The following is a 24,858-nucleotide window of genomic DNA, read 5'->3' on the forward strand; positions in this document are numbered from 1 at the left end:
AGGGCCGGTCTTCGGACCCGCCGCTTTCAGAGTGTTAGCTCTGAAGTCCAGATGGGACGGATGAGGGGTCGCAATGCCCCATGCCAACCATTTCCCTGCTTGTTCGAAACTCCCTGAAGAGGGCTGGTCCAATGACCAGCCTCCTTTATACAGCCAGGCCGAATTCGGCGGCGCTGTCGCTCAGCCAATGCCAGAAACTGCCGGCCATGCTGCGAAACAGGGCGATTTCGTAGGTTGGCGTTTCGTCGAGCTGCCACAGCGTCACGCCGATATGCGAGCAGGCGGTCACGGCGGCATCGCCCGGTGCGAAGGCGCGCGGATGCAGGTCGATGTCCAGCCCCTTGGCGAACATATCGCGGACATGCGGGCCAGAAACCCGCAGCACGGCATAGCCGGAGGTCTGGTCGGTCACCGACGCGAGCGTGCCGACCGCCTCGATCAGGTCCGAGACGAGCAAATTGGGCCCACCTGCCTCGCGGGTGACCAGCCAGGCCGACGGCCCGGTGCCCAGCGCCGCAAGCGAGCCGGCCACGACCCGCTTGGGCCCGTTTGGCAGCCTGAGGCCATAGGCGGCCTGCATGCGGGCCGCCAGCGCTCCTTCCTGGCCCTTACGGGCGGCCAGGGTGACGATTTCCAGGCCCGAGCGATCCTGCACGGTGACGCCTGCACCCGTTCCCACCGGTTTGAGCAGGCCGGCAAAGGCGCTACGGGACTCCAAACGCCCCGCGCTCATTGCGTCAAACATGGAGACGGCTCCCTTCAGGATCAAAGAAGATGGGCGAGATGACTTCGACCTCGATATCGCCGTTGCGTACCGGATCATAGGCCCGGATCACTTCGCCATGACGAGACGGACCGTTGGCGAGCAGGCCAAGGCCGATCCAGCTTTCGAGCATCGGCGAATAGACCACCGAGGTTGCGAAACCCTCGTCATTGGCCGCGACGGCCGCAGCCCCCTTCTTGAGGAAATGCGAACCGGCCCGCAAGCGATCGGCCGGATTGACCGGCTTGACGCCGACGAGGCCGGGCCTGTCGGCCGCCACCAGCGCAGGACGCTGGGCCAGGACGCGGCCGATATAGTCCTTCTTGGTCGACATCATCTTGCCGAGGCCAAGATCGCGGGCCGTGGTCTGGCCGTTGAGCTCGTTGCCGGCGACATGGCCTTTCTCGACGCGCATGACGCCGAGAGCCTCGGTGCCATAGGCGCAGCCGCCCATCTCCTCGGCCAGCGCCATCAGTGCCTTGAGGAGGTCAAGGCCGTAATGGGCGGGTACCGCGATCTCATAGGCAAGCTCGCCCGAGAAGGAGAGGCGGTAGAGCCGCGAGCCGACATTGCCGAGCTGCAGCGTGGCACATCCCATATAGGGGAAGGCTTCGTTCGACAGATCGGCGCTCGAGCCGTAGAGCTTCTGCAGCAATTCGCGCGCCTTCGGCCCGGCCACCGCATATTGCGACCACTGCTCGGTGATCGAAGAGAGCGAGACGTCGAGTTCGGGCCAGAGTGTCTGGCGGCAGAATTCGAGATGCTGCATCACCTTCACGGCATTGGCCGTGGTGGTGGAGATCACATAGTGATCGGGTGCAAAGCGGGCCGCCGTGCCGTCATCCATGACGAAGCCGTCTTCGCGCAGCATCAGGCCATAGCGGCATTTGCCGACGGCGACCGTCGAGAAGGTGTTGACGTAGACGCGGTCCAGGAAGGCACCGGCGTCGGCACCCTTGATGTCGATCTTGCCCAGCGTCGAGACATCGCACACGCCGACGATCGAACGGGTGGTCTTGACCTCCCGGCAAACGCTTTCCAGCCAGTCCTTCTCGCCGGGACGCGAGAACCACTGCGGGCGCAGCCACTGGCCGGCCTCCACCATGGTGGCACCGTTGGCCATCGCCCATTCATGGCCGGCGGTGAGGCGCGTCGCCTTGAAATGCTTGTCGCGATGGGGACCGGCCAAGGCGCCGATCGCCACCGGGAAATGCGGCGGCCGCGAAACCGTGGTGCCGACCGCCGTCATCGAACGACCGAGCAGGCCCGCCATCATGGCATGGCCCGGTATGTTCGAGGTCTTGCCCTGGTCTGTGGCCATACCCAGCGTGGTGTAGCGCTTGAGATGCTCGACCGAGCGGAAGCCTTCGCGATGGGCGATCTCGATGTCCTTGGCCGTAACGTCGTTCTGCTGGTCGACGAAGGCCTTGCTCTTCGTCTCGGCGACATGCCAGAGCGGCTTGAGGCCGACAGGCTCGTCGTCGCAGGCCGGGATCGGGGCCTGCCCGGCGGAAAAACCGCAATCGCCGGCTGCGGCCCGGCCCGCTTGCGCGCCAGCCCGCAGGCAGGCGCCCAGGGAGAAATCGCCATTGGCGGCACCGACCACCGTCATGCCCTCGGGCAGGTCGCCCGGCACGAAGGCTGCAAGCTCATCCGACCAGCGCGGCCGGGCGCCCTTGTGCGTGGTGAGTGCGACCTGCGGGTTCCAGCCGCCGGAGACAGCCAGGAAATCGGCGGAAATCGTCTCGCGCTTGCGCCCGGCGATCACCTCGACCGACTTGATACCCTGGGCGCCGCCCTTGGCATCGGTCACGCTTGCCCCGAGCAAGGTGCGCGTTCCGGCCTTGCCGGCCCAACCCGACACCGCGGCATCGACCTGCGAGCGCGGATCGACAATAGCGGCCACGGTCACGCCGGCAGCCACGAGATCGGCCGCCGTGCGCCAGCCATCGTCACTGGTGGTGAACACCACGGCCTGGCGGCCTGGCGCCACGCCGTAGCGGTTGAGATAGCTGCGCGCCGCCGAGGCGAGCATCACGCCCGGCCGGTCATTGCCGCCGAAGACGATGGGGCGTTCGATGGCGCCCATGGCATTGATGCAGCGCTTGGCCATGATGTGCCACAGGCGCTGGCGCGGCTGGTGGGCGGGCGGCACCGGGAGATGATCCGACACCCGCTCCAGTGCGCCATAGGTACCGGTGTCATAGACACCGAAGACCTGGGTCCGGCGCATGATACGCACCTCGGGCATGGCAGCGAGTTCTGCCTCGATATCGGTGGCGAAGGCAGCAGCCGGCTTGCCACCGACCTCATGCCGCTCGGCCAGCAACCGCCCGCCCAGCCGGAAATCGTCGTCGCACAGGATCACGCGGGCACCGGCCCGGCCGGCTTCCAAGGCGGCCATCAGGCCAGCAGGACCCGCGCCGATCACCAGCACGTCGCAAAAGGCGGCGGCCTTCTCGTAATGATCCGGGTCCGGCAATTGGCTGGCGCTGCCGAGGCCCGCCGCGCGGCGGATCATCGGCTCGTAGAGCTTCTCCCACAGGGCAGCCGGCCACATGAAGGTCTTGTAGTAGAAGCCGCCGACGAAGATCGGGCCGGCGAGCTGGTTCACCGACAGCAGGTCGAATTTCAGCGAAGGCCAGCGGTTCTGGCTCGCCGCTTCCAGGCCATCATAGAGCTCGATGGTGGTGGCCTTGGTGTTGGGCTCGCGCCGGGCGCCGCTGCGCAGTTCCACCAGCGCGTTCGGCTCCTCAGGGCCAGCCGTGAAGATGCCGCGCGGGCGATGATATTTGAACGAACGCCCGACCAGGCGGATACCGTTGGCGAGCAGGGCCGAGGCCAGCGTGTCACCGCTCAGGCCCTCATAGCTGTTGCCGTCGAAACGAAACCGCACGGTGCTGTTGCGATCGACCAGGCCGGCGGAAGGCAGACGAAAGGAAACGGCCTCGCTCATGATGCGGCTCCCAAAGCTTGAGGCATCACCAGTTCCGCCTTCTCGATTACGTGGGTCTTGGTGTTGCGCCGGACCTTGAGCCAGGAACGGCAGCCCGAGCCGTGATACCAGAACTCCTCATGCGCGCCCTCGGGGTTGTCGCGCAAATAGGCATATTCATAGAAGTTCTTGCCGGCGTCGGGCGCCGAGGCATCCGGCCGCGTGAGCCCGGCATCGCCGAGATAGGTGAATTCGTGCACGCCGCGCGCACCGCAATAGGGACAGGCAATCCGCATCGAACCGTGCCTCAGTGAAGATTGGGTTGGGCGCCCTGGCCCTTTTCGTCGATCACCGCTCCGGTCTCGAAGCGATTGAGCCGATAGGCGGCAGCCACCTCATGCGGCTGATCCTTGGCGATGAGATGGGCAAAGCACCAGCCCGAGGCCGGCGTGGCCTTGAAGCCGCCATAGCACCAGCCGCAATTGAGATAGAGGCCGTCGATGCCGCTCTTGTCGATGATGGGCGAGCCATCCATCGACATGTCCATGATGCCGCCCCAGCTGCGCAGCAACCGCAGGCGACCGATCATCGGCATCACCGCCATGCCGCCTTCGCAGACATCCTCGACCACCGGCATGTTGCCGCGCTGGGCATAGGAATTATAGCCGTCGATGTCACCGCCGAAGACCAGGCCGCCCTTGTCGGACTGGCTGACATAGAAATGACCGGCGCCGAAGGTGATCACGCCCGGGATCAACGGCTTGAGCCCCTCGGTGACGAAGGCCTGCAGCACATGGCTCTCGATCGGCAGGCGCAATCCCGCCATGGTGCCGACCTTGGAAGTATTGCCGGCCACCGCCATGCCGATCTTCTTGGCCCTTATGGTGCCGCGGGTGGTCTCGACGCCGACGATGGCCCCGCCTTCGCGGACGAAACCCGTCACCTCGCAATTCTGGACGATGTCGACGCCGCGGTCGCTGGCGGCGCGGGCATAGCCCCAGGCCACCGCGTCATGGCGCGCCGTGCCGCCGCGCCGCTGCAGGAGGCCGCCCTGGATCGGGAAGCGGGCATTGTCGAAATTCAGGAAGGGCGCCATCGCCTTGACGCCGTCGCGATCGAGCAATTCGGCATCGACGCCGTTCAGGCGCATGGCGTTGCCGCGACGGGCGAAGGCATCACGCTGGGCATCGGAATGATAGAGGTTCAGCACGCCGCGCTGGCTCATCATGGCATTGTAGTTGAGGTCCTGCTCCAGGCCCTCCCACAGCTTCATGGCGTGCTCATAGAAGGGAATATTGCCCTGCAGCATGTAGTTCGAGCGCACGATCGTGGTGTTGCGGCCGACATTGCCGCCACCGATCCAGCCCTTCTCGATCACCGCGACATTGGTGATGCCATGATTCTTGGCGAGATAGTAGGCCGTGGCCAAGCCATGGCCGCCACCACCGATGATGATCACGTCGTAGTTGAGCCGCGGCTCGGCGTCACGCCAGGTCGGCGTCCAGCCACGGTGGCCATTCAGGGCATTCTTGAGAAGGGAGAACAGGGAGTAATGCATCGATCTTCTTGCCGGGGAAGAGTGCGGAAAACTTCGGTCGTCCGGTCGCTTCGTCGCCTAGCGAGAGGTGGATTCGAGAGCATGCTGCTCAGGCGCCCACTTCCAAGACCAGGCCACGCCGGCACGATCAGCGCTTGTCGTCGAGAATCATGGATCCCTCTGCCCTTTGCGAATACGGGCTGTATTGTTATTACGCATAGCAGCCTGTTACCCACAGTGAAAGATTATTCCTGCGCGTGCAAGATTTTTTGCTACTTTAATGCCAGGAAAAAAGTTTCACCACGAATGCCGGTCGCCGACAAGCAACCGGTTCGTCAGGCCGCCGCTGCTGCGCGCATGGGCGTTTCGGACCGCCTGCCACGGCATGCAGGCTCAAAAGAGGGTGTCCAGCGGCTGCGGGCGGGCAAGAACGAAACCCTGGGCACGATCGACACCGATGGCACGCAACAGGGTCAACGTCTCCTCATCCTCCACCTGCTCGGCCACCGTAATGGTTCCCAACCGGTGGCCGACCATGTTGATCGATTCGACGATGGTGCGGTCGACGTCGCTCCGTGCCATCTGCCGGATGAAGTCGCCATCGATCTTGAGACCATCGACGGAGAACTGCCTGAGATAGGTGAACGAGGACAGCCCCTTGCCGAAATCATCGAGCATCACGCCGCAGCCGGCAGCGCGCGCCTTGGAAAGGAACTGCTGCGCGGCCGTCAGATTGTTGATCACCGCCGTCTCGGCAATCTCGAAATGGATGCGCCGGGGCGACAAGCCCGATTGAGCGAATTCCTCCTGCAGCAGCGGCCAGAGGAAGGGATCGTTCAGTGAATTGGCAGAGAGATTGATGGCGAGGGAGATATCGCCGGCGTCGAGCAAGCGGGGACCATAGCGGCGGAACGTGGCATGAATGACCCAGCGGTCGATACTGCCCATCAGGTCGTAATGTTCGGAGGCCGGGATGAAGGCAGCCGGCTCGACGATGTTGCCGGCATCGTCGAGCATGCGCAGCAGGATCTCGAAATGCCGCTGCCTGCCTTCCCGCCCGGAAAGATCGAAGATCTGCTGGACATAGAGGCGGAAGCGGTTGGCTTCGATCGCGTGGCGAATGCCGGCCGCCACCCGCATCTCACTGTGGTTGCGATGGGTCTTGCTCTCCCCATCGCCATAGACGGCAAGCTGGTTGCGGCCCGAGGTCTTGGCGGTATAGCAGGCTATATCGGCCTGGCTCATCAACTCGTCCTGCCTTGGCGCCTCCGCATCGATCCGGGTCAGCCCCACGCTGGCGCCGATCTGATAGGTCCGGCCATCCCAGGCAAAGCGCAACTGAGCCAAACCGCGCAGAAACCGTTGCGCAATCGCCTCTCCCTCCACGACAGAGCAGTCACGCAGCAGAAGAGCGAACTCATCACCACCCAGGCGGGCGGGTACGTCTTCCGTCCGGCAGACGCGGCGCATCAGATTGGCGACTTCGCGCAACAGCGCATCGCCGGCGGCATGCCCGGCGCTGTCATTGACGATCTTGAAGCGATCGAGGTCGACGAAGCACAGCACGTGCCGATGCTGGCCCTTGCGCGCCTGCTCGAGCGACAGGCGGATCTCGCGCTCGAAGGCGGAACGGTTGGGAAGTCCGGTCAGGCTGTCGTGATTGGCCGAGTGTTCCAGAGCCTGCTGCAGGATGCGGGCCTTGGTTACGTCCTGGAAGACCAACACGGCGCCGATGATTTCACCCGAGGCCGTGCGCACGGGCGCAGCGGAATCGCGCACGCTGCGCCGCTCGCCGTCCCGCCGCAGCAACACGGCACCGTCACTGAGATAATAGGGGTGCATCCGCGCCAGGCAGGTTTCCACCGGGTCGGCAAGGGGTTCACCGGTGGCTTCATCGACGATGCGAAACACTTCGGACAGGCGCCTGCCAACCGCATCCGGACCCGGCCATCCCGTCATTTCTTCCGCACCGGGATTCATGAACGTGATCCGGGCATGAGCATCGGTCGAGATCACGGCATCGCCGATCGAATGCAGGGTGATGCGCAGCCTCTCCTTTTCCTCGAACAGCGCCTCCACCAGTTCCTTGTGCTCGGTCACATCCCAATCCATGCCGACCGTGCGGATCGGGGTGCCGGCCTCGTCACGGATCACCCGGGCCAGCGAATGGATGTGGCGGATCTTGCCGGAATGCCGGTCCCGCAGGCGGAACTCCATGTCGAACAGCGTGCCTTCACGCATTGCCCTGTCATATTCGCGCGTGATTGCGGCCACGTCGTCGGGGTGAATGCGATCGAGCCAGGCCTGCCGGCTGCCGTCATAGCTGTCCGACGGCATGTCATAGAGCCGGTGCAGGCGATCGTCCCAATTATAGCGCTGGGAGGCGAAATCATATTCGAAGACACCAGCGCCAGCTGCCTCGATCGCCAGTTGCAGCCGCTGGTTGAGGGCCAGGATGGCGCTTTCGGCCTCCTTGCGCGCCGTGATGTCGGTATGGGTTCCGATAATGCGCAAGGCACGCCCATCCGCCGCCCTCTCGATCACCTTGCCGCGATCATAGATCCAGCGCCAATTGCCATCCCTGGCCAGCAGGCGGTTCTCTATGGCGAAATCCGGCGTCTCGCCGCGCAGATGGGCTTCAATGATCGCCCGGCATCGTGGCAGGTCCTCCGGATGTACACGGTCGGACCATTCGCTGGCGCTGGTCCCGACTTCGTCCTGGTCGTAGCCCAGCATCGCTTTCCACTGATGCGAATAGAATACCTCCCCCGTCTCGAGATTCTGATCCCAGACCCCATCGCCCGAGCCGTAAAGTGCGAATTGCCACCGCATTTCGCTATGTCGAAGAGCCTCCTCCGCCGCCTTTGCATCGGTGATATCGCGGGAGATGCCGATCAGCCCAGTGATCTCGCCGCGCTCGTCGCGCCGCGGCGCCTTGGTGGAGGAATAGGTGCGCAACACGCCGCCGAGCATGGCTGTCTCCTCCATGGTGGAGGGTTCCCCGCTCTGCATCACATGACGGTCGTTCTCGATCAGGCGGCGCGCCATCCCGGCCGGAAAAATGTCTGTATCGGAACGGCCGAGGATCTCGTCGCTCGATCGCCCCATCAGCCTCTCGACCGCGGGATTGACCAGAGCATAGCGGCCGTCACGATCCTTGGCATAGATCAGATCGGGCGTGCCGTTCATCACGGCCTGCAGCAGGACCAGCGTGTCGTGCAGTCTCTGATTGCGCTCCACATCGTCGGTGACATCCCAACAGACACCGGTTCCATGCGTCAGGGCACCATCATCGCCGCGGATCAGCCTGACCGTGGAACGGATATGGCGCAACCGGTTGGTCGTTGGACACCGAACACGATAGTCGAGCTGATAGTGCAAACCCGACTGCAGCGCGCTCTGGCGAATGCGATCGACCCTCTCGGCATCTTCGGGCGAGAGCAGGCCGAAGAACTCTTCCAGCGTGTTGCCGAACGTCTCGGGCGTCACGCCGTGAAGCGCGTAGGTTCGCGCATCCCAATGCCGGAGGCCCGAGGGATAATCGACGTGGAAGATGCCGATTCCGCCGGCTTGAACGGCGACCTCCAACCGCTCCGAAACAGCGGTAAGACGTTCCTCCATTTCCTTTTGGTAGGTGATGTCGGCAATGGTCCCGATCATACGCTTGACCGTGCCATCCGGTGCGTACTCGACCGCCCTTCCGCGGCTGACCACCCAGATCCAGCGACCGTCATTGTGCCTCAATCGATAGGTCGCGTCGAAGTCCCGATTGCCATCGCGCCCGACACGTCCTGCCGCCTCCGCCATGCGGGCACGATCGTCCGGATGCATCTTGCTCAGCCAGTTGCCGATCGAATGCACGCGCTCTTCGTCCGGCAGGTCGAGCATGGTGCGCCAGTGCGACGACACCCACACCATTTCATTGGGCACGTCGAAGTCCCACACGACTTGCCTTGAGCCTTCCAGGGCCTGGCGCCAGCGCCACTCCGCCTCGGCGAGGCCGGCCTCGTCCGGCTTCTGGTCCCTGACGGCCACGATCTGCACAATCGCGGCAAAGGGAGAGGCTTCGTCCAGCGCGCCAAGCCGGGAGAGACTGGTCAAGCCGGTGAAGACTGTGCCGTCATGCCGGCGATAGCGGCGCTCCACGCCGTCCTCGTTCCGGCCATCCCAAGAGAAACCGGTGCGATCGTCCGTATGAGCGAAGTCGGCAAAAGTCATGCCGACATAGCCGGCGGCCTGGTAACCGGTGAGGCGACAAAAGGCAGGATTGGCATAACAAAACCGGCCGTCATGGCCGATCAACGCCATGGCGACGCCGGCTTGCTCGACGACATGGCGAAGCAGTGCCACGTCACCCGGAAGTACGACCGCATCAAGGCGACCGAAGCCAAGCCCGGCGTCTATCTTCATCTGGCGGATCTCACCTGCGCGAGCGAAATCATCAGCATTCAAAGTGTGGGAATGGTACTGAGAAGCGGCGCCATTGCCAAATGGCGCTGCGAGAATTTGTGCCCTTTTTCAGCAGTGTTTTGTGTATGACGCAGCGCGCCCGGCAGAAACATTCGGGAAGCACCGGGCTGCCGGTCATTCTTCTTCCGAGGTCGTCGAGCAGGGGCGAGGCGCCGTTAGGGCAGGCGCTCTCCGCGCGAAGCCACGAGCACCGCATACCACTCCTGTCGGCTCCAGCGCGGCAGATAGGCCTGCGGGATCTCCCGGATGCGGTCGAGGTTCTGGGTACCGACGATCGGAATGGTTCGTGCCGGATGCACCATCAGCCAGCTCAAGGCCACCGCCGTGCGGGATACACCCGCCTGCTCCGCCTTGGCATCGAACAAGCCAACTACCGCCCGCGCCCGTTCATCCTGCGGCAGGGCAAGCCGCCCGCCCGCCAAGGGCGACCAGGCCAGCACCGCCATGTCGTTCATGATCGCCTGGTCCAGAATTCCATCCTGGAGCGGATCGAGCTTGAGGGCCGAGAATTCGGGCTGGTGGCTGACGATGGGCAGGTTGAGGCAGGCCGCCAGGCCCTGCGTCTGGGCAGCCGTATAGTTCGACACGCCGATGGCGGCGATCTTGCCGGCCCGATGCGCCTCCTCGAGGGCCCTGGCGATTTCACCGGGATGGGTGAGGATATCAGGGCGATGGATCTGCCACAGATCGATGCGATCGACCTGCATTCGCTTCAGCGACGCATCGATGGCCGAGGCGAGATAAGCGGCGGAGGAATTATAGGGCGTGCCGAAGACGATACCGCCCTTGGTCGCCAGCACCATGCGCCGGCGCAATCCAGGGCTGGCCTCGAGCACGCGGCCGAGCTGGCTTTCGGCAACGCCGAAGCCGCCAAGGTCGGACGGGCCGTAGATGTCGGCGGTATCGAACAGCGTGACGCCGGCCTCGAGCGCGGTCTCCACCAGCTTCTGGGCCGAAGCAAGGTCTTCACCGCCGAAGCGCCACATGCCCCAGGCGACCGAACTGACCGACATGCCACTGCGACCGAGGGGACGGATCGGTTCGGGTGCCGGCAGGTCGCTCATCTCGGGATCTCGCAGTGACGACGCGTCACTTCTATCAAGCGGAGGTCGTATTGGACATCCCCTCCTCCCAATAAGGCGGATCGCCGAAACTGCGTTTCAGATGCTCAGCCAGCGTCCGCAGCTTGACGGAAGGCCGCCGTCCTTCGGGATGGGCAAGGAAGATGAATTCCGGCTCGGGCCGGACACCGATGTCGATGACTTTCAGCTTTCCGGCGCGGATCTCGGGTCCGACGATGAAAGTGGGCAGCAGCCCGATGCCGAGGCCGGCAAGCGCAGCGTCACGAATCACATCGCCATTGTTGACACGCAAGGCGACCTTGGCCCGCACGATTTCGACGCCATCAGGCCCGAGGAAACGCCAATCGGCAGCCCCGCGGTTCGAATAGAACAGCCCTTTGTGACTATCGAGATCGCCGATGGAACGCGGCATCCCCTCGCGATCCAGATATTCCGCCGACGCCACCAGCAGACGCTGGCTCGGCGCGAGACGCCAGACCATCAGCCGCGTATCCGCGATGGTACCGTGCCGGATGACACCGTCATAAGCACCGGAGGAGACGTCGACGCGGCGATCGTCAAGATCGAGGATGAGCTCGACCTGGGGATGCGCCGCCAGGAACGGAAACAAGGCGGGGCCGAGATGAAGGCGCCCGAAGGTGATCGGCGCACCAATCCGCATCGGGCCGGCCAGGGTGCCGCGCCGCTCGGCCAGATCCGCAGCCGCCTCTTCCACCTCGCGGAGGATCCGCCTGGCGCGTTCCAGAAAAGCGGCTCCATCTTCCGTCACCGACAATCGCCGTGTGGTACGATGAAGCAATATCGTACCGACACTCCGCTCCAGGTCACCCAGCCGCTCGCTCACAACCGATTTCGACAGGCGCAGGCTGCGTGCTGCCTCGCTGATCGATCCGGCCTCGGCGACCGCAACGAAACTTGCGATCCCGTCCAGTTTCATTGTTCGGAAATCCCGGAAGATAGAACCAATATCTGCAGGATACTCCGAACATGACGATTGCGCCATATTCGCCCCATCCAAAGCGTCTCCCATGAACGAGGAACGGCAATCATGAACAGACTTTCGGGCAAGCGTGCGCTCATCACCGGCGGCACCACCGGCATAGGCCTGGAAACCGCCCGCCAATTCCTGGCGGAAGGCGCCCGCATCGCGGTGACCGGCACCAATCCCCAAACGCTGCAGGCCGCCCGCAAGGAACTGGGCGAAAATGTCCTAGTCATCCAGTCGGATGCAGCCGACGTCGCCGGCCAGAAAAGGCTCGCCGAGACCATCGCCGAGGCCTTTGGCGGTCTCGACATCCTCTTCGTCAATGCCGGCATCGCCCAGCTCAAGCCGTTGGCGGACTGGAGCGAGGCCGCCTTCGACAAGGTCTTCGACATCAATGTGAAGGGCCCTTATTTCCTGATCCAGGCGCTGCTGCCGATCCTGGCCAATCCGGCTTCGATCGTGCTCAACACCTCGGTCAACGCCCATATCGGCATGCCGAATTCCAGCGTCTATGCCGCGTCGAAAGCTGCGCTGCAGTCGCTGATCCGCACCCTGTCGGGCGAGTTGATCGGGCGCGGCATTCGCCTGAACGCCGTCAGCCCCGGCCCGATCGCCACGCCGCTCTATGGCAAGCTCGGCTTTGCCGAGCAGGATCTGAAGAACGTCGCCGACAGCATCAAGGGCCTGGTTCCCGCCGGTCGCTTCGGCGAGGCCAGCGAAATCGCCAAGGCCGTGGTGTTCCTGGCCTCCGACGAAGCGGCTTATACGGTCGGCAGCGAACTCATGATCGATGGCGGCATGGGTACGCTCTGACCAGCGTCGGCGGCCCTATTCTTCCCGGCCGAGGCTCGCCGCCTCTTCTTCCGACAAGGCTTGGGGCTGGACGCCCTCGCCTTCGATGGGGACCGGCCTTCCGGTGCGCGCCGCTTCGAGGATGCCTTCCATGATCTCGAGCACATGCAGCGCAAGGTCGCCGGAAGCCCGAGGCCGCCGCCCTTCCCTGAGGCTGCGGGCCAGATCAGCCACGCCGATCATCCGGTAGTTCGCGCGATCGGGTGCGGCGTAGGGCCAGTTCAGGCTGCCATAGGTCATGCCGGCCGTATCGATGGACTGCCAGGGCTCGCCCCTACGGCTGAGGGCGAGAGAACCGCCGAAGGTATCCGGGTCGGGCAGGCTGAGCGAGCCTTCGCTGCCATGCAGCTCGATCGGCTGGTTGGAATGGCGGAAGACATCCCAGCTCATGCCGACATTGACGATGGCGCCGCCGGCGAACTCGACCAGGGCCATCAGGGTGGTGGGCGTACCGACGGCGAAGCTCGTGCCCTGGTTCGGCCCGGGCGCCGTGATCAGCCGCTCCGCCTGCCCGGTCGTGGCCATCGCCGCAACCTGGCGGGCCGGTCCCAGCAGATTGACCAGCATGGTCAGGTAGTAAGGGCCCATGTCGAGGACCGGGCCACCGCCGGGCTGGTAGTAGAATTGCGGATTGGGGTGCCAATGCTCCATGCCGCGGGTCATCATGAAGGCGGTGCCCGTGGTCGGGTGGCCGATCGCCCCTTCCGCCATCAAACGGCGAGCCGTTCGTCCTGCCGCACCGAGAAAGGTATCGGGCGCAGAACCGATCGCCAGATTGCGCCGGCGAGCCTCTTCGACCAGCCTCCGACCCTCCGCAGCCGTAACGGCAAGCGGCTTTTCGGTGAAGACATGCTTGCCCGCGGCAAGGGCCGCCATCGACACTTCGAAATGGACGGCCGGAATCGTCAGGTTGAGAACGAGGTCGACTTCGTCGTCCGCAAGAAGTTCTTCCACGCCGAGAGAGCGAATGCCGTATTCCTCGGCTCTGATCTTAGCGGATTCCGCTGAGATATCGGCGCAAGCCTTCAATTCGACGCCTGGGAAAAGCGCGGCGTTGTGCAGATAGGTCATCGAGATATTGCCGCATCCGATCACACCGATGCCGAGTTTACCCATGCGTCTCCTCCGCCATCCATTCCAGCTTGATTGCTCATTTTTGCATTAATTTAGAAAGTAAACACGAGAAGCTTTGTGTTTGAATGAAATTTTTTGAACGAAAATGACAATTTGTCCTTGACAGTACGCGGGCCCAGGCCAAGCATGCCCTCAAAATCAGGGTGGTCATTCACCTAACAAAGGGAGGACTTGTGATGTCGGACGTTCAGTCACGCTCGACCCCGGCTGCCGGGGCTTCGCAATCCGGATCGGTGGCGCCGAGCCGGCGCACCTTCCTGCAGGGAGCGGGCCTCGCCGCGGGTGCCCTGGCACTCGGCCTGCCCAAGCGGGCCCGTGCCGCCGACCGCACGGAAATCACCTTCGCCAGCGCCAAATTCTTCGGCAAGCAGACCATGGCGCAGGTGGTGGATGCCTATAACCAGTCGCAGGGCAAGATCCACGTCACCTATGTCGAGCTGCCGCCGCCCAGTTCCTCCACCGAAGTGCACACGGCGCTGGTGCAGCAGCTCGCGCGCCGCACCGGCACGCCCGACGTCTTTACCCAGGACGTGGTCTGGATCGCCGAGTTTGCAGGCGCCGGCTGGGCCTTGCCGCTCGACGAATATTTCAACGCCTCGGTGCAGAGCCAGTTCTTCCCTGGCCTGGTAGCGGCCTGTACCTACAACAACAAGCTCACCGCTTTGCCCTGGTATGTCGATTCAGGCATGCTGTTCTATCGCAAGGATCTCCTCGAGGGCATCGGTGCTAAGCCACCCGAAACCTGGGACGACCTCACGGCCGCCGCCCAGGAGATCCAGAAATCCGGCAAGGCCGATTTCGGCTATCTCTGGCAGGGCAAGCAGGCCGAAGTGCTGGTCTGCGATCTCGTGGAAGCCATTGCCTCCAATGGAGGCTCGATCCTCGCCCCCGACGGCAAGTCGTCGGCACTCAGCGACGACAAGGCGGTGGCAGCCGTCCAATTCCTCTACGACACCATCAACAAGACGAAGATCAGCCCCTCCGACGTGCTGAGCTGGGACGAGGAACCCTCGCGCCAGCCCTTCACGGCCGGCCGCGCACCTTTCCTGCGCAACTGGTCCTATGTCTATGCCATCGCGCAGGACAAGGCCGCGTCCTCGGTGGTCGACAAGGTCGGCGTGGTGCCCCTGCCCCATTTCGCCGGCGGCAAGAGCGCAGCCTGCCTCGGCGGCTACCAATATGGCGTCAATGCCAACACCAAGAACCGGGAAGCGGCCATCGAATTCCTGACCTGGATGTCCTCGCCCGCCACCCAGCTCCAGTTCGCCCTGCAGCTCGGCATCGCGCCCACCCGCCCCGAGGTGTTCGAGGATGCCCAGCTCGGCAAGGAACAGCCCTTCATGAAGCAGCTCAAATCGGTGTTCACCGGCGCGACGCCACGCCCGGTCACCCCGAAATATGCGCAGGTCACCCTCGCCATCCAGTCCGGCGTGTCGAAGGCGCTGGTCAGCGGCAATATCAAGGCCGAGTTGGAGGCCGCCAGCACCAAGATCAATTCGATCGTCGCGGGATGACGCAATGAGCGTTGAAGCCTCCGCGGCCAGTCCTCCCCTCGGGGCTGGCCTGCGGTCCCTGGACCTGGCGCCCTGGCTGCTGATCCTGCCGCTGCTGATCTCGCTCGGCTCGGTCTCGGTCTATCCCATCGTCAACGGGGTCTGGCTGTCGCTGACCAATACCTCCCTGGTCACCCAGGAGGACGCCTTCGTCGGCCTGGCCAATTATCGTACGCTGCTGGGCGACGACGCCTTCTGGAACGCCTGGGGACATACGGTGCTGTTCGCGGCGGTGTCGACGGCGCTCGAAACCGTGCTCGGCCTCGCCATGGCCCTCCTGCTCTACGAACCCTTCGTCGGCCGCTCGCTGGTGCGCGCCGCCATGCTGGTGCCCTGGGCCATGCCCACCGTGGTCACCTCCAAGATGTTCGGCTGGCTGTTCGATGGGCAGCACGGGCTGATCAACTACCTCCTCAAATCCGTCGGGCTGATCGACGGCAACATCAACTGGTACGGCTCGGTCGACCATGCCCTCGACACCATCATCATCGCCGACGTCTGGAAGACCACGCCCTTCATGGCCTTGCTGCTGCTGGCGGGACTACAGACGGTGCCGCGCTCGTTGACCGAGGCCGCCAAGATGGACGGCGCCTCGGCCTGGCGTATCTTCTGGCATGTGCGTCTGCCCCTGCTGCTGCCGACCTTGCTGATCGCCGGCATGTTCCGGGCCCTCGATGCCTTCCGCATCTTCGACCTCGTCTATGTCCTCACCGGCGGCGGCCCGGCCGACTCCACCGAGACCCTGTCGACCCTGAGCTACAAGGTGCTCTTCTCCACCCTGCAGTTCGGCTATGGCTCGGCGCTCTCCACTGCGATGTTCATCACCGAGACGCTGATCGCCATCGGCTTCGGCATCTTCATCGTGGCGCAGCTCAGGAGGCAGGGATGACGGTCCGCGAGATCCTGCGCCTCGTCATCGTCTACACCGGCGCAGCCCTGCTTCTCGTCTGGTCGGCCGGCCCGTTCCTGTGGCAGTTCTCCACCTCGCTGCAGCTCGACAAGGCGCTGACCGATCCGGTGCCGAGCTTCTGGCCCTCGCCAGCGACGCTGGAACATTATGCCAATGTCTTCTTCGTCAAGAAATTCCAGCTCTATGTGCTGAATTCGGTGATCGTTGCCGGGCTCACCACCTTGTTCTGCCTGGCCATCGGGGCACTGGCCGCCTTCTCGCTGTCTCGCCTGGAGATCAAGGGGCGCTTCGGCATCCTCGGGGTGGTGCTGTCGGTCTCGATGTTCCCGCAGATCGCCATCGTCGGCCCGCTCTACCTCACCGCCTCCAATTACGGCTTCCTCGACACCTATAGCGGCCTCGTCATCGTCTATCTAGCGCTCGGGCTGCCGCTGGTGACCTGGGTGCTGTTCGGTTATTTCGACACGCTGCCGCGCGAGATCGACGAAGCCGCACGCATGGACGGCGTCGGGGTCATCGGCCTGTTCGTCCGCATCATCCTGCCGATGTCCCTGCCGGGCCTCGTCACCACCGGCCTGCTCGCCTTCATCGCGGCCTGGAACGAATTCATGTTCGCCCTCGCCTTCACCTCGACCATCGAGCACCAGACGATCCCGGTCGGTATCGCGAATTTCACCAACCTCTATTACGTGCCCTGGGGCGACGTGGCCGCCGCCTCGGTGGTGGTGACGGTGCCGCTGATCGCCCTGGTGCTGTTCTTCCAGCGCCACATCATCGAGGGCCTGACTCAAGGCGCCGTCAAGGAATGACATCATGAATGAAACCGCCAAGCTGAGGGCCGGCTGCCAGACCTTCACCTGGGAAATGCTCGGCAAGGCCTGGACCGGTAATGCCGACGACCTCATCGCCGCCATCGCAGCGGCAGGCTATGCCGGCATCGAGATCACCGACACCATGATCCCGCCCTATGCCGACCGCCCGCAGGACTTTGCCAGGGCATTGGCAGACCATGGCCTGACGCTGGTCGCCTTTGCCTGCGGCAGCAGTTCCGGCTTCACCGAAGCCGGCGCCGTCGAGGCCGACCTCGCCATGGTCGACCGCGCCTTGCGCTTCACCGCACATTTCCCGGGCGCCATCCTGTCGCTGGGCAGCGCCACGATCATGAGCCCCGGCCCCCTCGACGACAAATTCGCTGTCGCCGGGCGTTTCTATAATGGTGCCGGCGAACTCGGCCGTATCGTCGGCGTCGATGTCGCCGTGCATCCGAGCTCGCATCACGACACGCTCCTGAGCTCACGGGCCGACTATGACCGCATCATGGCCCTTCTGGACCCGGCCCTGGTCGGCTGGGTGCCCGACACCGGCCATATCCTGCGCGGGGGCCAAGATATCCTCGACACGTTGCGCACCTACCAGGATCGCATCCGCTATCTGCATCTGAAGGATGTCGATGCCGAGGGCCATTGGCGCATGCTGGGACAGGGCGTCTGCGACCTCAGGAGCGTGGTCGACATCGTGGCCGCCGGGCCGAACTTCAACGGTTGGCTGGTGCTCGAGGAAGAATCCGACGTCGCCGCCGCAGACCCCGCCGCCGCCGTCAGGGCCAATCGCGAAACACTGCGCCTCGCCGGCATCTGAACTGCGCGCCGGCAGCACGAACCCGTAAAGGAGAACGCCGAGATGGCCACCGTCAATCTCAAGGGATTGCGCAAATCCTATGGCGCCGTCGAGGTCATCAAGGGCGTCGACCTCGAGGTCGAGGACCGCGAATTCGTGGTCTTCGTCGGCCCCTCCGGCTGCGGCAAGTCGACCCTGCTGCGCATGATCGCGGGGCTGGAAAAGATCACCGGCGGCGACCTGCTCATCGACGGCCGCCTGTCCAACGACATCGCGCCGGCCAAGCGCGGTCTCGCCATGGTGTTCCAGAGCTATGCGCTCTATCCGCACATGACCATTGCCGACAATATGGGCTTTGCGCTGCGCATCGAGGGTGTGCCGAAAGCCGAACGCGCGGCCAAGGTGCAGGCGGCCGCCGAAACCCTCCAACTCGGGCCTCTACTCCAGCGTCGTCCCAAGGAACTTTCCGGCGGCCAGCGCCAGCGTGTCGCCATCGGCCGCGCGATCGTGCGCAATCCCAAGGTCTTCCTGTTCGATGAGCCGCTCTCCAATCTCGACGCCGCCCTACGCGTGCAGATGCGCATCGAGCTGATGCGCCTGCACGAACAGCTCCAGGCGACGATGATCTACGTCACCCACGACCAGGTCGAGGCCATGACGATGGCGGACAAGATCGTGGTGCTCAATGGCGGCCGGATCGAGCAGATCGGAGCACCGCTCGAGCTCTACAACCATCCTCGCAACCTGTTCGTGGCCGGCTTCATCGGCTCGCCGCGCATGAACACGCTGCCGGCCCGGATCGTCGAAATCGACGCGAGGGGCTTGAGCCTATCCCTGCCGGGAGGCAAACGCGTCACTCTGCCCGTCTCGGCCGGTGGCCTGAAAGTCGGTTCCGATGTCACTTTCGGCATTCGGCCCGAACACATCACGCTCCTGAACGGAGCCGACGACGCAGGCGATGCCATCGCCGGCACGACCAGCATCGTCGAGCATCTGGGCGGGCTGACCGTGTTTCATACGGCCATCGCGGATGGGCAGACATTGGTGGTGCAGACCGACGGCAAGAACCCGGTACGAGCCCATAGCGAGGTCAATTTGCGGATCGACCGCGGCTCAGCCCACGTCTTCGGGCCGGACGGCACGGCCCTGCCGCACCTGGCCGCAAATGCCGCCTGAAAGACCCGGACCGCAAAGGCGCAAAAAGCCACGGCGGACAGTACAAAACGTCCGCTTCCTCTCCCTGCGTCCTGTCCTATCGCTCAGCCATGCAAAGCGTGGCTGCCACGCAATTCGGTAAGCGGCGCCCCTGTCATGGCGGGGCGTGGGTGCTGCACCATATGGAAGGCCATGCGCCCGGCGCCGATCAATTCGTAGTAGCGCAGCATCGCATCCGCCGCCCGAGGCGCATGTCCCTCGAGATTGGCCCGGTGCTGTCCATCCTTGGGCACCACCTTGAAATCACCATTGGCCGCCATCAGCCGGCGGGCACAAAGGCCTTCGATGATCGGACGGGTCTCTTCCGTCCATACATACCAGCCATAGTCATCGGCCTGCGTGCGCAGGAATTCCAGTTCCTCGACCGAGAAGACGGCGGCACGGCTTTCTTTCATGGCTCCACCCTATCGTTTCTGGCCCCGCTCGATTGAACGCGACGAGGCACATATGGTTCCGTCAAGGCAGTGCAAAAACTATAGCGCGCATTCGCGTCATAACCTAGGTATAGAAATCGATTCATCTTTTAAATTTTATTCATTTACCTGGATTTCATCGCGTAAAAATTGAGCAAACAAGTCATAATTCGGGCAGAGTTGCATAAATCCGTCATATGGGCATTTTCCGGGCCGGCAGGCGCGCATGAAATTCTGCCGTCTTGAGTCGTCGCCTTGCAACGGAAAAACCCGTACATCACCGCCGGGTCCGCACTCAAAAAGGCCAACAATGACCGGACCTTGCCGTTCCCGGACGCCGATCTTGACCGGCATGATCACGAGAGTGCCAACACATCCGGAAAAGCTCTCATGCGCCGCCTTTCAATCGCCTTCGTCACGACCGTCTTGCTCGCCGGTTCGGCCACGGCCGAGACCTTCAAGGACTGGCAGGTAAGCTGCGACGCAAACCACCAGTGCCAGGCCACCGGCCTGGCCGCAGGCGACCCGGATGCGAAAGGCTATGTCAGCATCCGCCGCCACATCTCGGCACCAACGGAGGTTCGCTTCGCGGTGGCCGATCCGACCGGTGCCCTTGCCGGCCGGCCTCATGTCCTTCTGGCGGATGGCAAGCCCGTCGGGGCCCTCGCAGACCCGATCACCTTCTCGGCTCCCGAAGAAGAAGGCGGGCTGGCCGAGGCTACTCTCGTCCTCGATGCAAGGTCATCTCTGCCCCAGACCCTGCGGCAACACCATTCCCTGCAATTGCAGGCAGCGGACGGCAGCCTCGCGGTGAATGTCTCGCTGGCCGGCGCCGTTGCCGCCTGGCTCTACATGGACGATCGGCTGGGGCAAACCTCCCCACCCGCCAAGCCTGCAATATGAACGGTGGATCGCAGGAGGGGGAGCCTTGCGCCTGCCTCTACGCACGTATACTCCTGCGGCCCCGAAATCATTGCAGGCGCGGGCATGGCCAGGAAGAAAGCACTCCATCCCTCCCAATCGAGCCCCGCGCCCAAGGCCAAGCGCCCACGCAATGCCGCGGCGACGCGCGAGGCCATTCTGCAATCGGCCCTGATCGCCTTTTCGCGCGCGGGCTATGACGGCGTCGGCCTGCGCGAAATCGCGGGAGAAGCCGGCGTCACCGCCATCCTGGTCAATCGCTATTTCGGTTCGAAGGAAGAAATGTTCGCCGAGGCGGCCAAGATCGCCTGCGCCGATGCCAGCTTGTTCGAAGGCGACGCCGCCTCCCTTGCCGACCGGGTGGCGCAGGCGATGGTGGCCAGCTCTCCCGGCGAGAGCACCGGCGTCGATCCCTTCCGGCTGATGCTGCACTCGGCCTCCCATCCCAGGGCCGCCGAAATCCTGCGCGAAACCGTCGCGGCGCAACTCGAACGCCCGCTTGCCGCCGGCCTGCCCGGCAAGGATCAGCCGGAACGCGCCGCCCTGTTCCTCGCCCTGATCGCCGGCGTCGCCCTGATGCGCGACGTGATCGCCAGCTCCTCCCTCGCCGAGGCCGACCCGTCGGCGCTGGCCAAGCGGCTGGCTCAGATGCTCAAGCCCCTGGTCGACGACAAGCCGGGCAAGAAGACCGACAAGCCCCAGCAGCTCAGCCTGGGATTTTGAGGCGAGCTCGAACACGACAGTTGCGTTTGTATTAGGAAGTGCAGGATGTGCGGAGTGTCGGCCTCACAGCTACATCATTTGATGGAGCTGTGAGGCCGACACTCCAAATTCCTTTCGAATGAAAAACGCAACCATAGTCCTAAGCCGTTGAGGCACCGGACGGAAGCACGACCACGGCTGTCCCGACCGGCACGCGCCGATGAAGGTCGATGATGTCCTGATTGAGCAGGCGCACGCAGCCCGACGACACCATGGTGCCGATCGTCCAGGGCTCGATGGTGCCGTGAAGCCGGTACAGGGTGTCGCGCCCGTCCTTGTACAGATAGAGCGCACGCGGGCCGAGAGGATTGCCGGATCCGCCCGGCAAGCCGGCGGCATATTTGGCATAGCGCTCGGGCTGGCGCCGGATCATGTTGGCCGTCGGCGTCCAACGTGGCCATGTGGCCTTGCGGGCGATGGTTGCACGGCCTTGGAAATTGAATGCCTCCTCCTTGCCGACACCGACGCCGTAGCGCAGGGCTCTACCACCCTCCAGCACGAGATAGGCATGACGCTCGGCCGGATCGACCACGATCGTGCCGGGTTGCTCCTGAGTCGGATAGGCAACCTCCCGGCGCAGATATTGCGGCTTCACGCGTCGCAGATCCACGGCAGGTACGGCGAAGGGTTCGGACTTGATGGCTCCGTAGAGCAGGGCTTGTTCCGGGTCGACCGCCACCTCCGGCATGCTGAGCTCGGGTTTGCGGTCCTGCGCACATCCAGCTGCCAAGAAAGGCAAACCAATCACAAAACTACGCCTGCTTATCATCATCACGCCTTCCGCAACGCCGCTGACACGGCACTGAGGCGATTGAGCCCGATGACGACTTCGACGTCCATATGTTATGATGCTATGACAATCATAACCATGAGGCATGAATGGACATCGCAATCGCCCTGCGCGCTTTCGTCCGTACCGTCGAGCGTGCTTCGGTAACGGCGGCAGCGCGTGATCTTGCCGTCTCCCAGCCCGCCGTCACCAAACATCTGCGCAATCTCGAACGGCATGTCGGCGCCAGGCTGTTGGAACGGTCCTCACGCATCGTACGCCCGACACCACAGGGACGGGCCCTTTATGAAGCGAGCCGAGGCGCTCTCGCCACCATCGACGCGGCTCTGGAAGGCGTCCGGCATGACATGGGGACCATCGAAGGCCCGCTCCGGCTGCATGCGCCCTCCTGCATCGGCGTCAGGCACCTGCATCCAATCGTCATGGCATTCCAGCAGCGCCATCCCGCCGTTACGGTCGATCTCATCCTGGAGAACCGTGATATCGACCTTGTCTATGAGAACTTCGACCTGGCGGTGAGGTATGGACGCCCTGCCGGCCAGGAACTCATCATTCGCCGTCTCGGCTTGATCCGGCGTATCCTGGTGGCGGCACCGAGCTTCCTCGCCCGGTTCGGGCCGATCGACACGCCGAAGCGACTATCGGAAATCGACATCGTCAGCAGTGCCAGGCTGCTTTCTCCACGCGACACTCTGGCATTGCAGCATCGCAGCGGCGAAACACTCGACCTGCCCGCCCAACCCATCCTCAGAACCAATGACGCCGAAGTCATCAGCGCCACGCTCCTGCAAGGGCACGCGGCGGGGCCGGTCCAGCAATTGCTGGTGAATCGCGAGCTTGCCGAAGGACGCTTGGTCCGAATCCTGCCCGACTACGTCGTCCGTCCGACGGAAGCCTTCCTGGCCTTCCCCTCGGTTCGCTATATGCGCCCGGTGGTGCGTGCCTTCACCGACTTCACCATTGCAGCGCTGCGCAAGATCGACGGCATCGACTCGACAGAAAACGATGCATTCCGGCTCTCTCCCGATCCCGGCGATACGATCCCGGCTCCCTGCGGCATAGAGACGACAATCTAGATACGACTTGCTAGATACGACTTGATTGTCATCGGTGTGTTTGCGCAGCAGCCGTCGGACCTCTCCGACCGCAGGCGCCAAAAGAACATGAATTGTTCCGCCCCCTCATGTCGGGTACCTCTTGGTTCGTTCGTCCTTGGCTCAAGAGGAAGCAGACAATGCGATACACGATCCTTTGCTACAATTACGAAGACGTCGTCGGTGCCTGGACCAAGGAAGAGGACGACGCCGTGATGGCTCGCCTGCAGAAGGTCCATGAAAAGGTCGCAGCGGCGGGCAAGCTTGGCCCGGTGGTGCGGCTGCTGCCGACCACCGCCGCCACCACCCTGCGCAAGACCGGCGGCGATCCCCTGGTGATCGACGGTCCCTTCGCCGAGACCAAGGAACAATTGCTCGGCTTCTATGTGGTCGACTGCGAAAATCTCGAGGAAGCGCTCGATATCGCCCGCGATCTCGCCAAGGCCAATCCCAGCATCGGCTCCTACGAGATCCGTCCGCTTTCGATCTTCCAGCCCGGGGTGCTCGGACAGAAGGCGCACGCAACATGACGGATGCGGCCTGGATCAACAGCGCGCTCGCCTCCGCCCGCCCGCAGGCCATGGGAGCGCTTCTGCGCTATTTCCGTGACCTCGATACCGCTGAGGAAGCCTATCAGGAAGCCTGCCTGCGCGCGCTGAAGAGCTGGCCGAAGAACGGTCCGCCGCGCGATCCCACCGCCTGGCTGATCTTTGCCGGCCGCAATTCCGGCATCGACGCCAAGCGCCGCGAGAAGAAGCAGGAAGCCCTGCCGGACGAGGACCAGATTTCCGATCTCGGCGATGCGGAAACCGAGCTCGCCGAACGCCTAGACGGCCAGCACTATCGCGACGACATCCTGCGCCTGCTCTTCATCTGCTGCCATCCGGATCTTCCCGGCACCCAGCAGATCGCCCTTGCCCTGCGCATCGTCTGCGGGCTCAGCGTCAGGCAGATCGCCCGCGCCTTCCTTGTCGGGGAAGCGGCGATGGAACAGCGCATCACCCGGGCCAAGGCGCGTATCGCCAGCGCCGACGTGCCCTTCGAGGCACCGGGCGCGGTGGAGCGTTCGGAACGGCTCGGTGCCGTGGCCGCCATGATCTATCTGATCTTCAACGAAGGCTATTCGGCGGGCGCCGAGGACGACGGCAGCCGAGCCCAGCTCTGCGACGAGGCCATTCGCCTCGCCCGCCTGCTGCTGCGCCTGTTCCAGACCGAACCCGAGATCATGGGGCTGGCCGCTCTGATGCTGCTCCAGCATGCCCGTTCACCGGCCCGTTTCGACGCGGAGCGCCAGATCGTGCTCCTGGAGGACCAGGACCGGCGCTTGTGGAACAGCCAGATGATAGCCGAAGGCCTCGCCCTGATCGACAAGGCCACCCGCCATGGCAGCCCCGGCAGCTATCAGCTCCAGGCCGCCCTCGCCGCGGTGCACGCCAGGGCAGCGACGCCCGAGGATACCAATTGGCGCCAGATCGATTTCCTCTATGCGCTACTGGAAGAGATCCAGCCCTCGCCCGTGGTCACGCTCAATCGGGCCGTGGCCGTTTCGAAGACGCAGGGCCCCGAAGCCGCGCTCGCCATGATCGAGCCCCTGGAAGCCCGTCTGTCCGGCTATTTCTATTTCCACGGCCTCAAGGGCGGCCTGCTGCTGAAGCTTGGCCGGAGCAAGGAGGCGCATCAAGCCTTCGACCAGGCCATTGCTCTCGCTTCCACGGCGGCCGAGGCCAACCATATCCGCCAGCATCTGGACAGGCTGATGAAGGACAATGCTGTGCGGGGGTGACGCCATAGGAGCGACTGGAACGCGAAAACAGTCACCCTCAAA

The 24,858-nt window shown here is 63.9% G+C and carries 22 protein-coding genes; 12 read left to right on the forward strand and 10 right to left on the reverse strand.

Annotated features, from left to right (window positions below):
- Positions 1 to 145: 145 nt before the first annotated feature.
- The 5 genes from QM672_RS16395 to QM672_RS16415 form a co-directional block, all read right to left on the reverse strand.
- A complete protein-coding gene (locus QM672_RS16395) occupies positions 146 to 745 on the reverse strand; it encodes a sarcosine oxidase subunit gamma (RefSeq protein WP_415083807.1) in 600 nt (199 codons plus the stop codon).
- Positions 738 to 3,719, reverse strand: coding sequence for a sarcosine oxidase subunit alpha family protein (locus QM672_RS16400; protein ID WP_415083809.1), 2,982 nt, complete (start codon positions 3,717 to 3,719; stop codon positions 738 to 740). Before QM672_RS16400 ends, QM672_RS16395 begins: the two co-directional genes overlap by 8 nt.
- The gene (locus tag QM672_RS16405; RefSeq protein ID WP_311941983.1) at positions 3,716 to 3,994 is read right to left on the reverse strand and encodes a sarcosine oxidase subunit delta; all 279 of its coding nucleotides are present in this window, start codon (positions 3,992 to 3,994) and stop codon (positions 3,716 to 3,718) included. The genes QM672_RS16400 and QM672_RS16405 overlap by 4 nt, the downstream gene beginning before the upstream one ends.
- Positions 3,995 to 4,005: 11 nt before the next feature.
- Positions 4,006 to 5,256 carry a sarcosine oxidase subunit beta family protein gene (locus QM672_RS16410; RefSeq protein WP_311941985.1) on the reverse strand — a complete coding sequence of 417 codons (1,251 nt, stop codon included), beginning with the start codon at positions 5,254 to 5,256 and terminating at the stop codon, positions 4,006 to 4,008.
- Between the two features lie 372 nt (positions 5,257 to 5,628).
- Entirely contained in the window at positions 5,629 to 9,543 is a 3,915-nt protein-coding gene (locus QM672_RS16415) for a PAS domain-containing protein (RefSeq protein WP_415083812.1), read from the reverse strand.
- On the opposite strand from QM672_RS16415, the gene QM672_RS16420 reads away from it, so the two are divergent.
- Entirely contained in the window at positions 9,430 to 9,774 is a 345-nt protein-coding gene (locus QM672_RS16420) for a hypothetical protein (RefSeq protein WP_311942033.1), read from the forward strand. The two genes, QM672_RS16415 and QM672_RS16420, sit on opposite strands and share 114 nt — an antisense overlap.
- An 86-nt stretch (positions 9,775 to 9,860) precedes the next feature.
- On the opposite strand, the gene QM672_RS16425 is transcribed toward QM672_RS16420, so the two are convergent.
- Positions 9,861 to 10,769: an aldo/keto reductase gene (locus tag QM672_RS16425; protein ID WP_311941989.1), complete on the reverse strand. Its 909-nt coding sequence runs from the start codon at positions 10,767 to 10,769 to the stop codon at positions 9,861 to 9,863.
- Positions 10,770 to 10,803: 34 nt separating this feature from the next.
- Complete coding sequence (locus QM672_RS16430) at positions 10,804 to 11,724, reverse strand: LysR substrate-binding domain-containing protein (protein WP_415083814.1); 921 nt, start codon at positions 11,722 to 11,724, stop codon at positions 10,804 to 10,806.
- A gap of 111 nt (positions 11,725 to 11,835) precedes the next feature.
- On the opposite strand from QM672_RS16430, the gene QM672_RS16435 reads away from it, so the two are divergent.
- Positions 11,836 to 12,585, forward strand: coding sequence for an SDR family oxidoreductase (locus tag QM672_RS16435; RefSeq protein WP_367623305.1), 750 nt, complete (start codon positions 11,836 to 11,838; stop codon positions 12,583 to 12,585).
- A 15-nt stretch (positions 12,586 to 12,600) separates the two neighbouring features.
- Here QM672_RS16435 and QM672_RS16440 read toward each other — a convergent pair whose 3' ends face one another.
- Complete coding sequence (locus QM672_RS16440) at positions 12,601 to 13,740, reverse strand: Gfo/Idh/MocA family protein (protein ID WP_415083817.1); 1,140 nt, start codon at positions 13,738 to 13,740, stop codon at positions 12,601 to 12,603.
- Between the two features lie 194 nt (positions 13,741 to 13,934).
- Here QM672_RS16440 and QM672_RS16445 point away from each other — a divergent pair, with 194 nt between their 5' ends.
- Genes QM672_RS16445 through QM672_RS16465 form a run of 5 tightly spaced genes read left to right on the forward strand, consistent with a single transcriptional unit; the run spans position 13,935 to position 19,014 of the window.
- Entirely contained in the window at positions 13,935 to 15,272 is a 1,338-nt protein-coding gene (locus QM672_RS16445; RefSeq protein WP_415083819.1) for an ABC transporter substrate-binding protein, read from the forward strand.
- 4 nt (positions 15,273 to 15,276) lie between these two features.
- Complete coding sequence (locus QM672_RS16450) at positions 15,277 to 16,200, forward strand: carbohydrate ABC transporter permease (RefSeq protein WP_415083821.1); 924 nt, start codon at positions 15,277 to 15,279, stop codon at positions 16,198 to 16,200.
- A complete protein-coding gene (locus QM672_RS16455; RefSeq protein ID WP_415083823.1) occupies positions 16,197 to 17,030 on the forward strand; it encodes a carbohydrate ABC transporter permease in 834 nt (277 codons plus the stop codon). The genes QM672_RS16450 and QM672_RS16455 overlap by 4 nt, the downstream gene beginning before the upstream one ends.
- A gap of 4 nt (positions 17,031 to 17,034) precedes the next feature.
- Positions 17,035 to 17,859 carry a sugar phosphate isomerase/epimerase gene (locus QM672_RS16460; RefSeq protein WP_311942006.1) on the forward strand — a complete coding sequence of 275 codons (825 nt, stop codon included), beginning with the start codon at positions 17,035 to 17,037 and terminating at the stop codon, positions 17,857 to 17,859.
- A gap of 42 nt (positions 17,860 to 17,901) precedes the next feature.
- On the forward strand, positions 17,902 to 19,014 hold the full coding sequence (locus QM672_RS16465) for an ABC transporter ATP-binding protein (protein ID WP_415083825.1): 1,113 nt from the start codon (positions 17,902 to 17,904) through the stop codon (positions 19,012 to 19,014).
- Positions 19,015 to 19,097: 83 nt separating this feature from the next.
- Here the strand turns inward: QM672_RS16465 and QM672_RS16470 are convergent, their stop codons facing one another.
- Entirely contained in the window at positions 19,098 to 19,448 is a 351-nt protein-coding gene (locus QM672_RS16470; protein WP_311942010.1) for a hypothetical protein, read from the reverse strand.
- A 408-nt stretch (positions 19,449 to 19,856) separates the two neighbouring features.
- Here QM672_RS16470 and QM672_RS16475 point away from each other — a divergent pair, with 408 nt between their 5' ends.
- On the forward strand, positions 19,857 to 20,369 hold the full coding sequence (locus QM672_RS16475; protein WP_415083827.1) for a DUF1176 domain-containing protein: 513 nt from the start codon (positions 19,857 to 19,859) through the stop codon (positions 20,367 to 20,369).
- Positions 20,370 to 20,453: 84 nt separating this feature from the next.
- Entirely contained in the window at positions 20,454 to 21,110 is a 657-nt protein-coding gene (locus QM672_RS16480; protein WP_415083829.1) for a TetR family transcriptional regulator, read from the forward strand.
- A 139-nt stretch (positions 21,111 to 21,249) separates the two neighbouring features.
- On the opposite strand, the gene QM672_RS16485 is transcribed toward QM672_RS16480, so the two are convergent.
- A complete protein-coding gene (locus QM672_RS16485) occupies positions 21,250 to 21,837 on the reverse strand; it encodes a L,D-transpeptidase (RefSeq protein WP_415083831.1) in 588 nt (195 codons plus the stop codon).
- A gap of 191 nt (positions 21,838 to 22,028) precedes the next feature.
- On the opposite strand from QM672_RS16485, the gene QM672_RS16490 reads away from it, so the two are divergent.
- The 3 genes from QM672_RS16490 to QM672_RS16500 all read left to right on the forward strand — a co-directional run bounded on the left by QM672_RS16490 (position 22,029) and on the right by QM672_RS16500 (position 24,816).
- Positions 22,029 to 23,015, forward strand: a complete 987-nt coding sequence (locus tag QM672_RS16490) for a LysR family transcriptional regulator (RefSeq protein ID WP_415083833.1) — start codon at positions 22,029 to 22,031, stop codon at positions 23,013 to 23,015.
- 158 nt (positions 23,016 to 23,173) lie between these two features.
- Positions 23,174 to 23,563 (forward strand): YciI family protein, encoded by a 390-nt coding sequence (locus QM672_RS16495; RefSeq protein WP_068291451.1) that lies wholly within the window; start codon positions 23,174 to 23,176, stop codon positions 23,561 to 23,563.
- Entirely contained in the window at positions 23,560 to 24,816 is a 1,257-nt protein-coding gene (locus tag QM672_RS16500; RefSeq protein ID WP_311944348.1) for an RNA polymerase sigma factor, read from the forward strand. Before QM672_RS16495 ends, QM672_RS16500 begins: the two co-directional genes overlap by 4 nt.
- Positions 24,817 to 24,858 lie beyond the last annotated feature (42 nt).

This window comes from Labrys sp. (in: a-proteobacteria) (assembly GCF_047605565.1).
Lineage (GTDB): Bacteria > Pseudomonadota > Alphaproteobacteria > Rhizobiales > Labraceae > Labrys > Labrys neptuniae.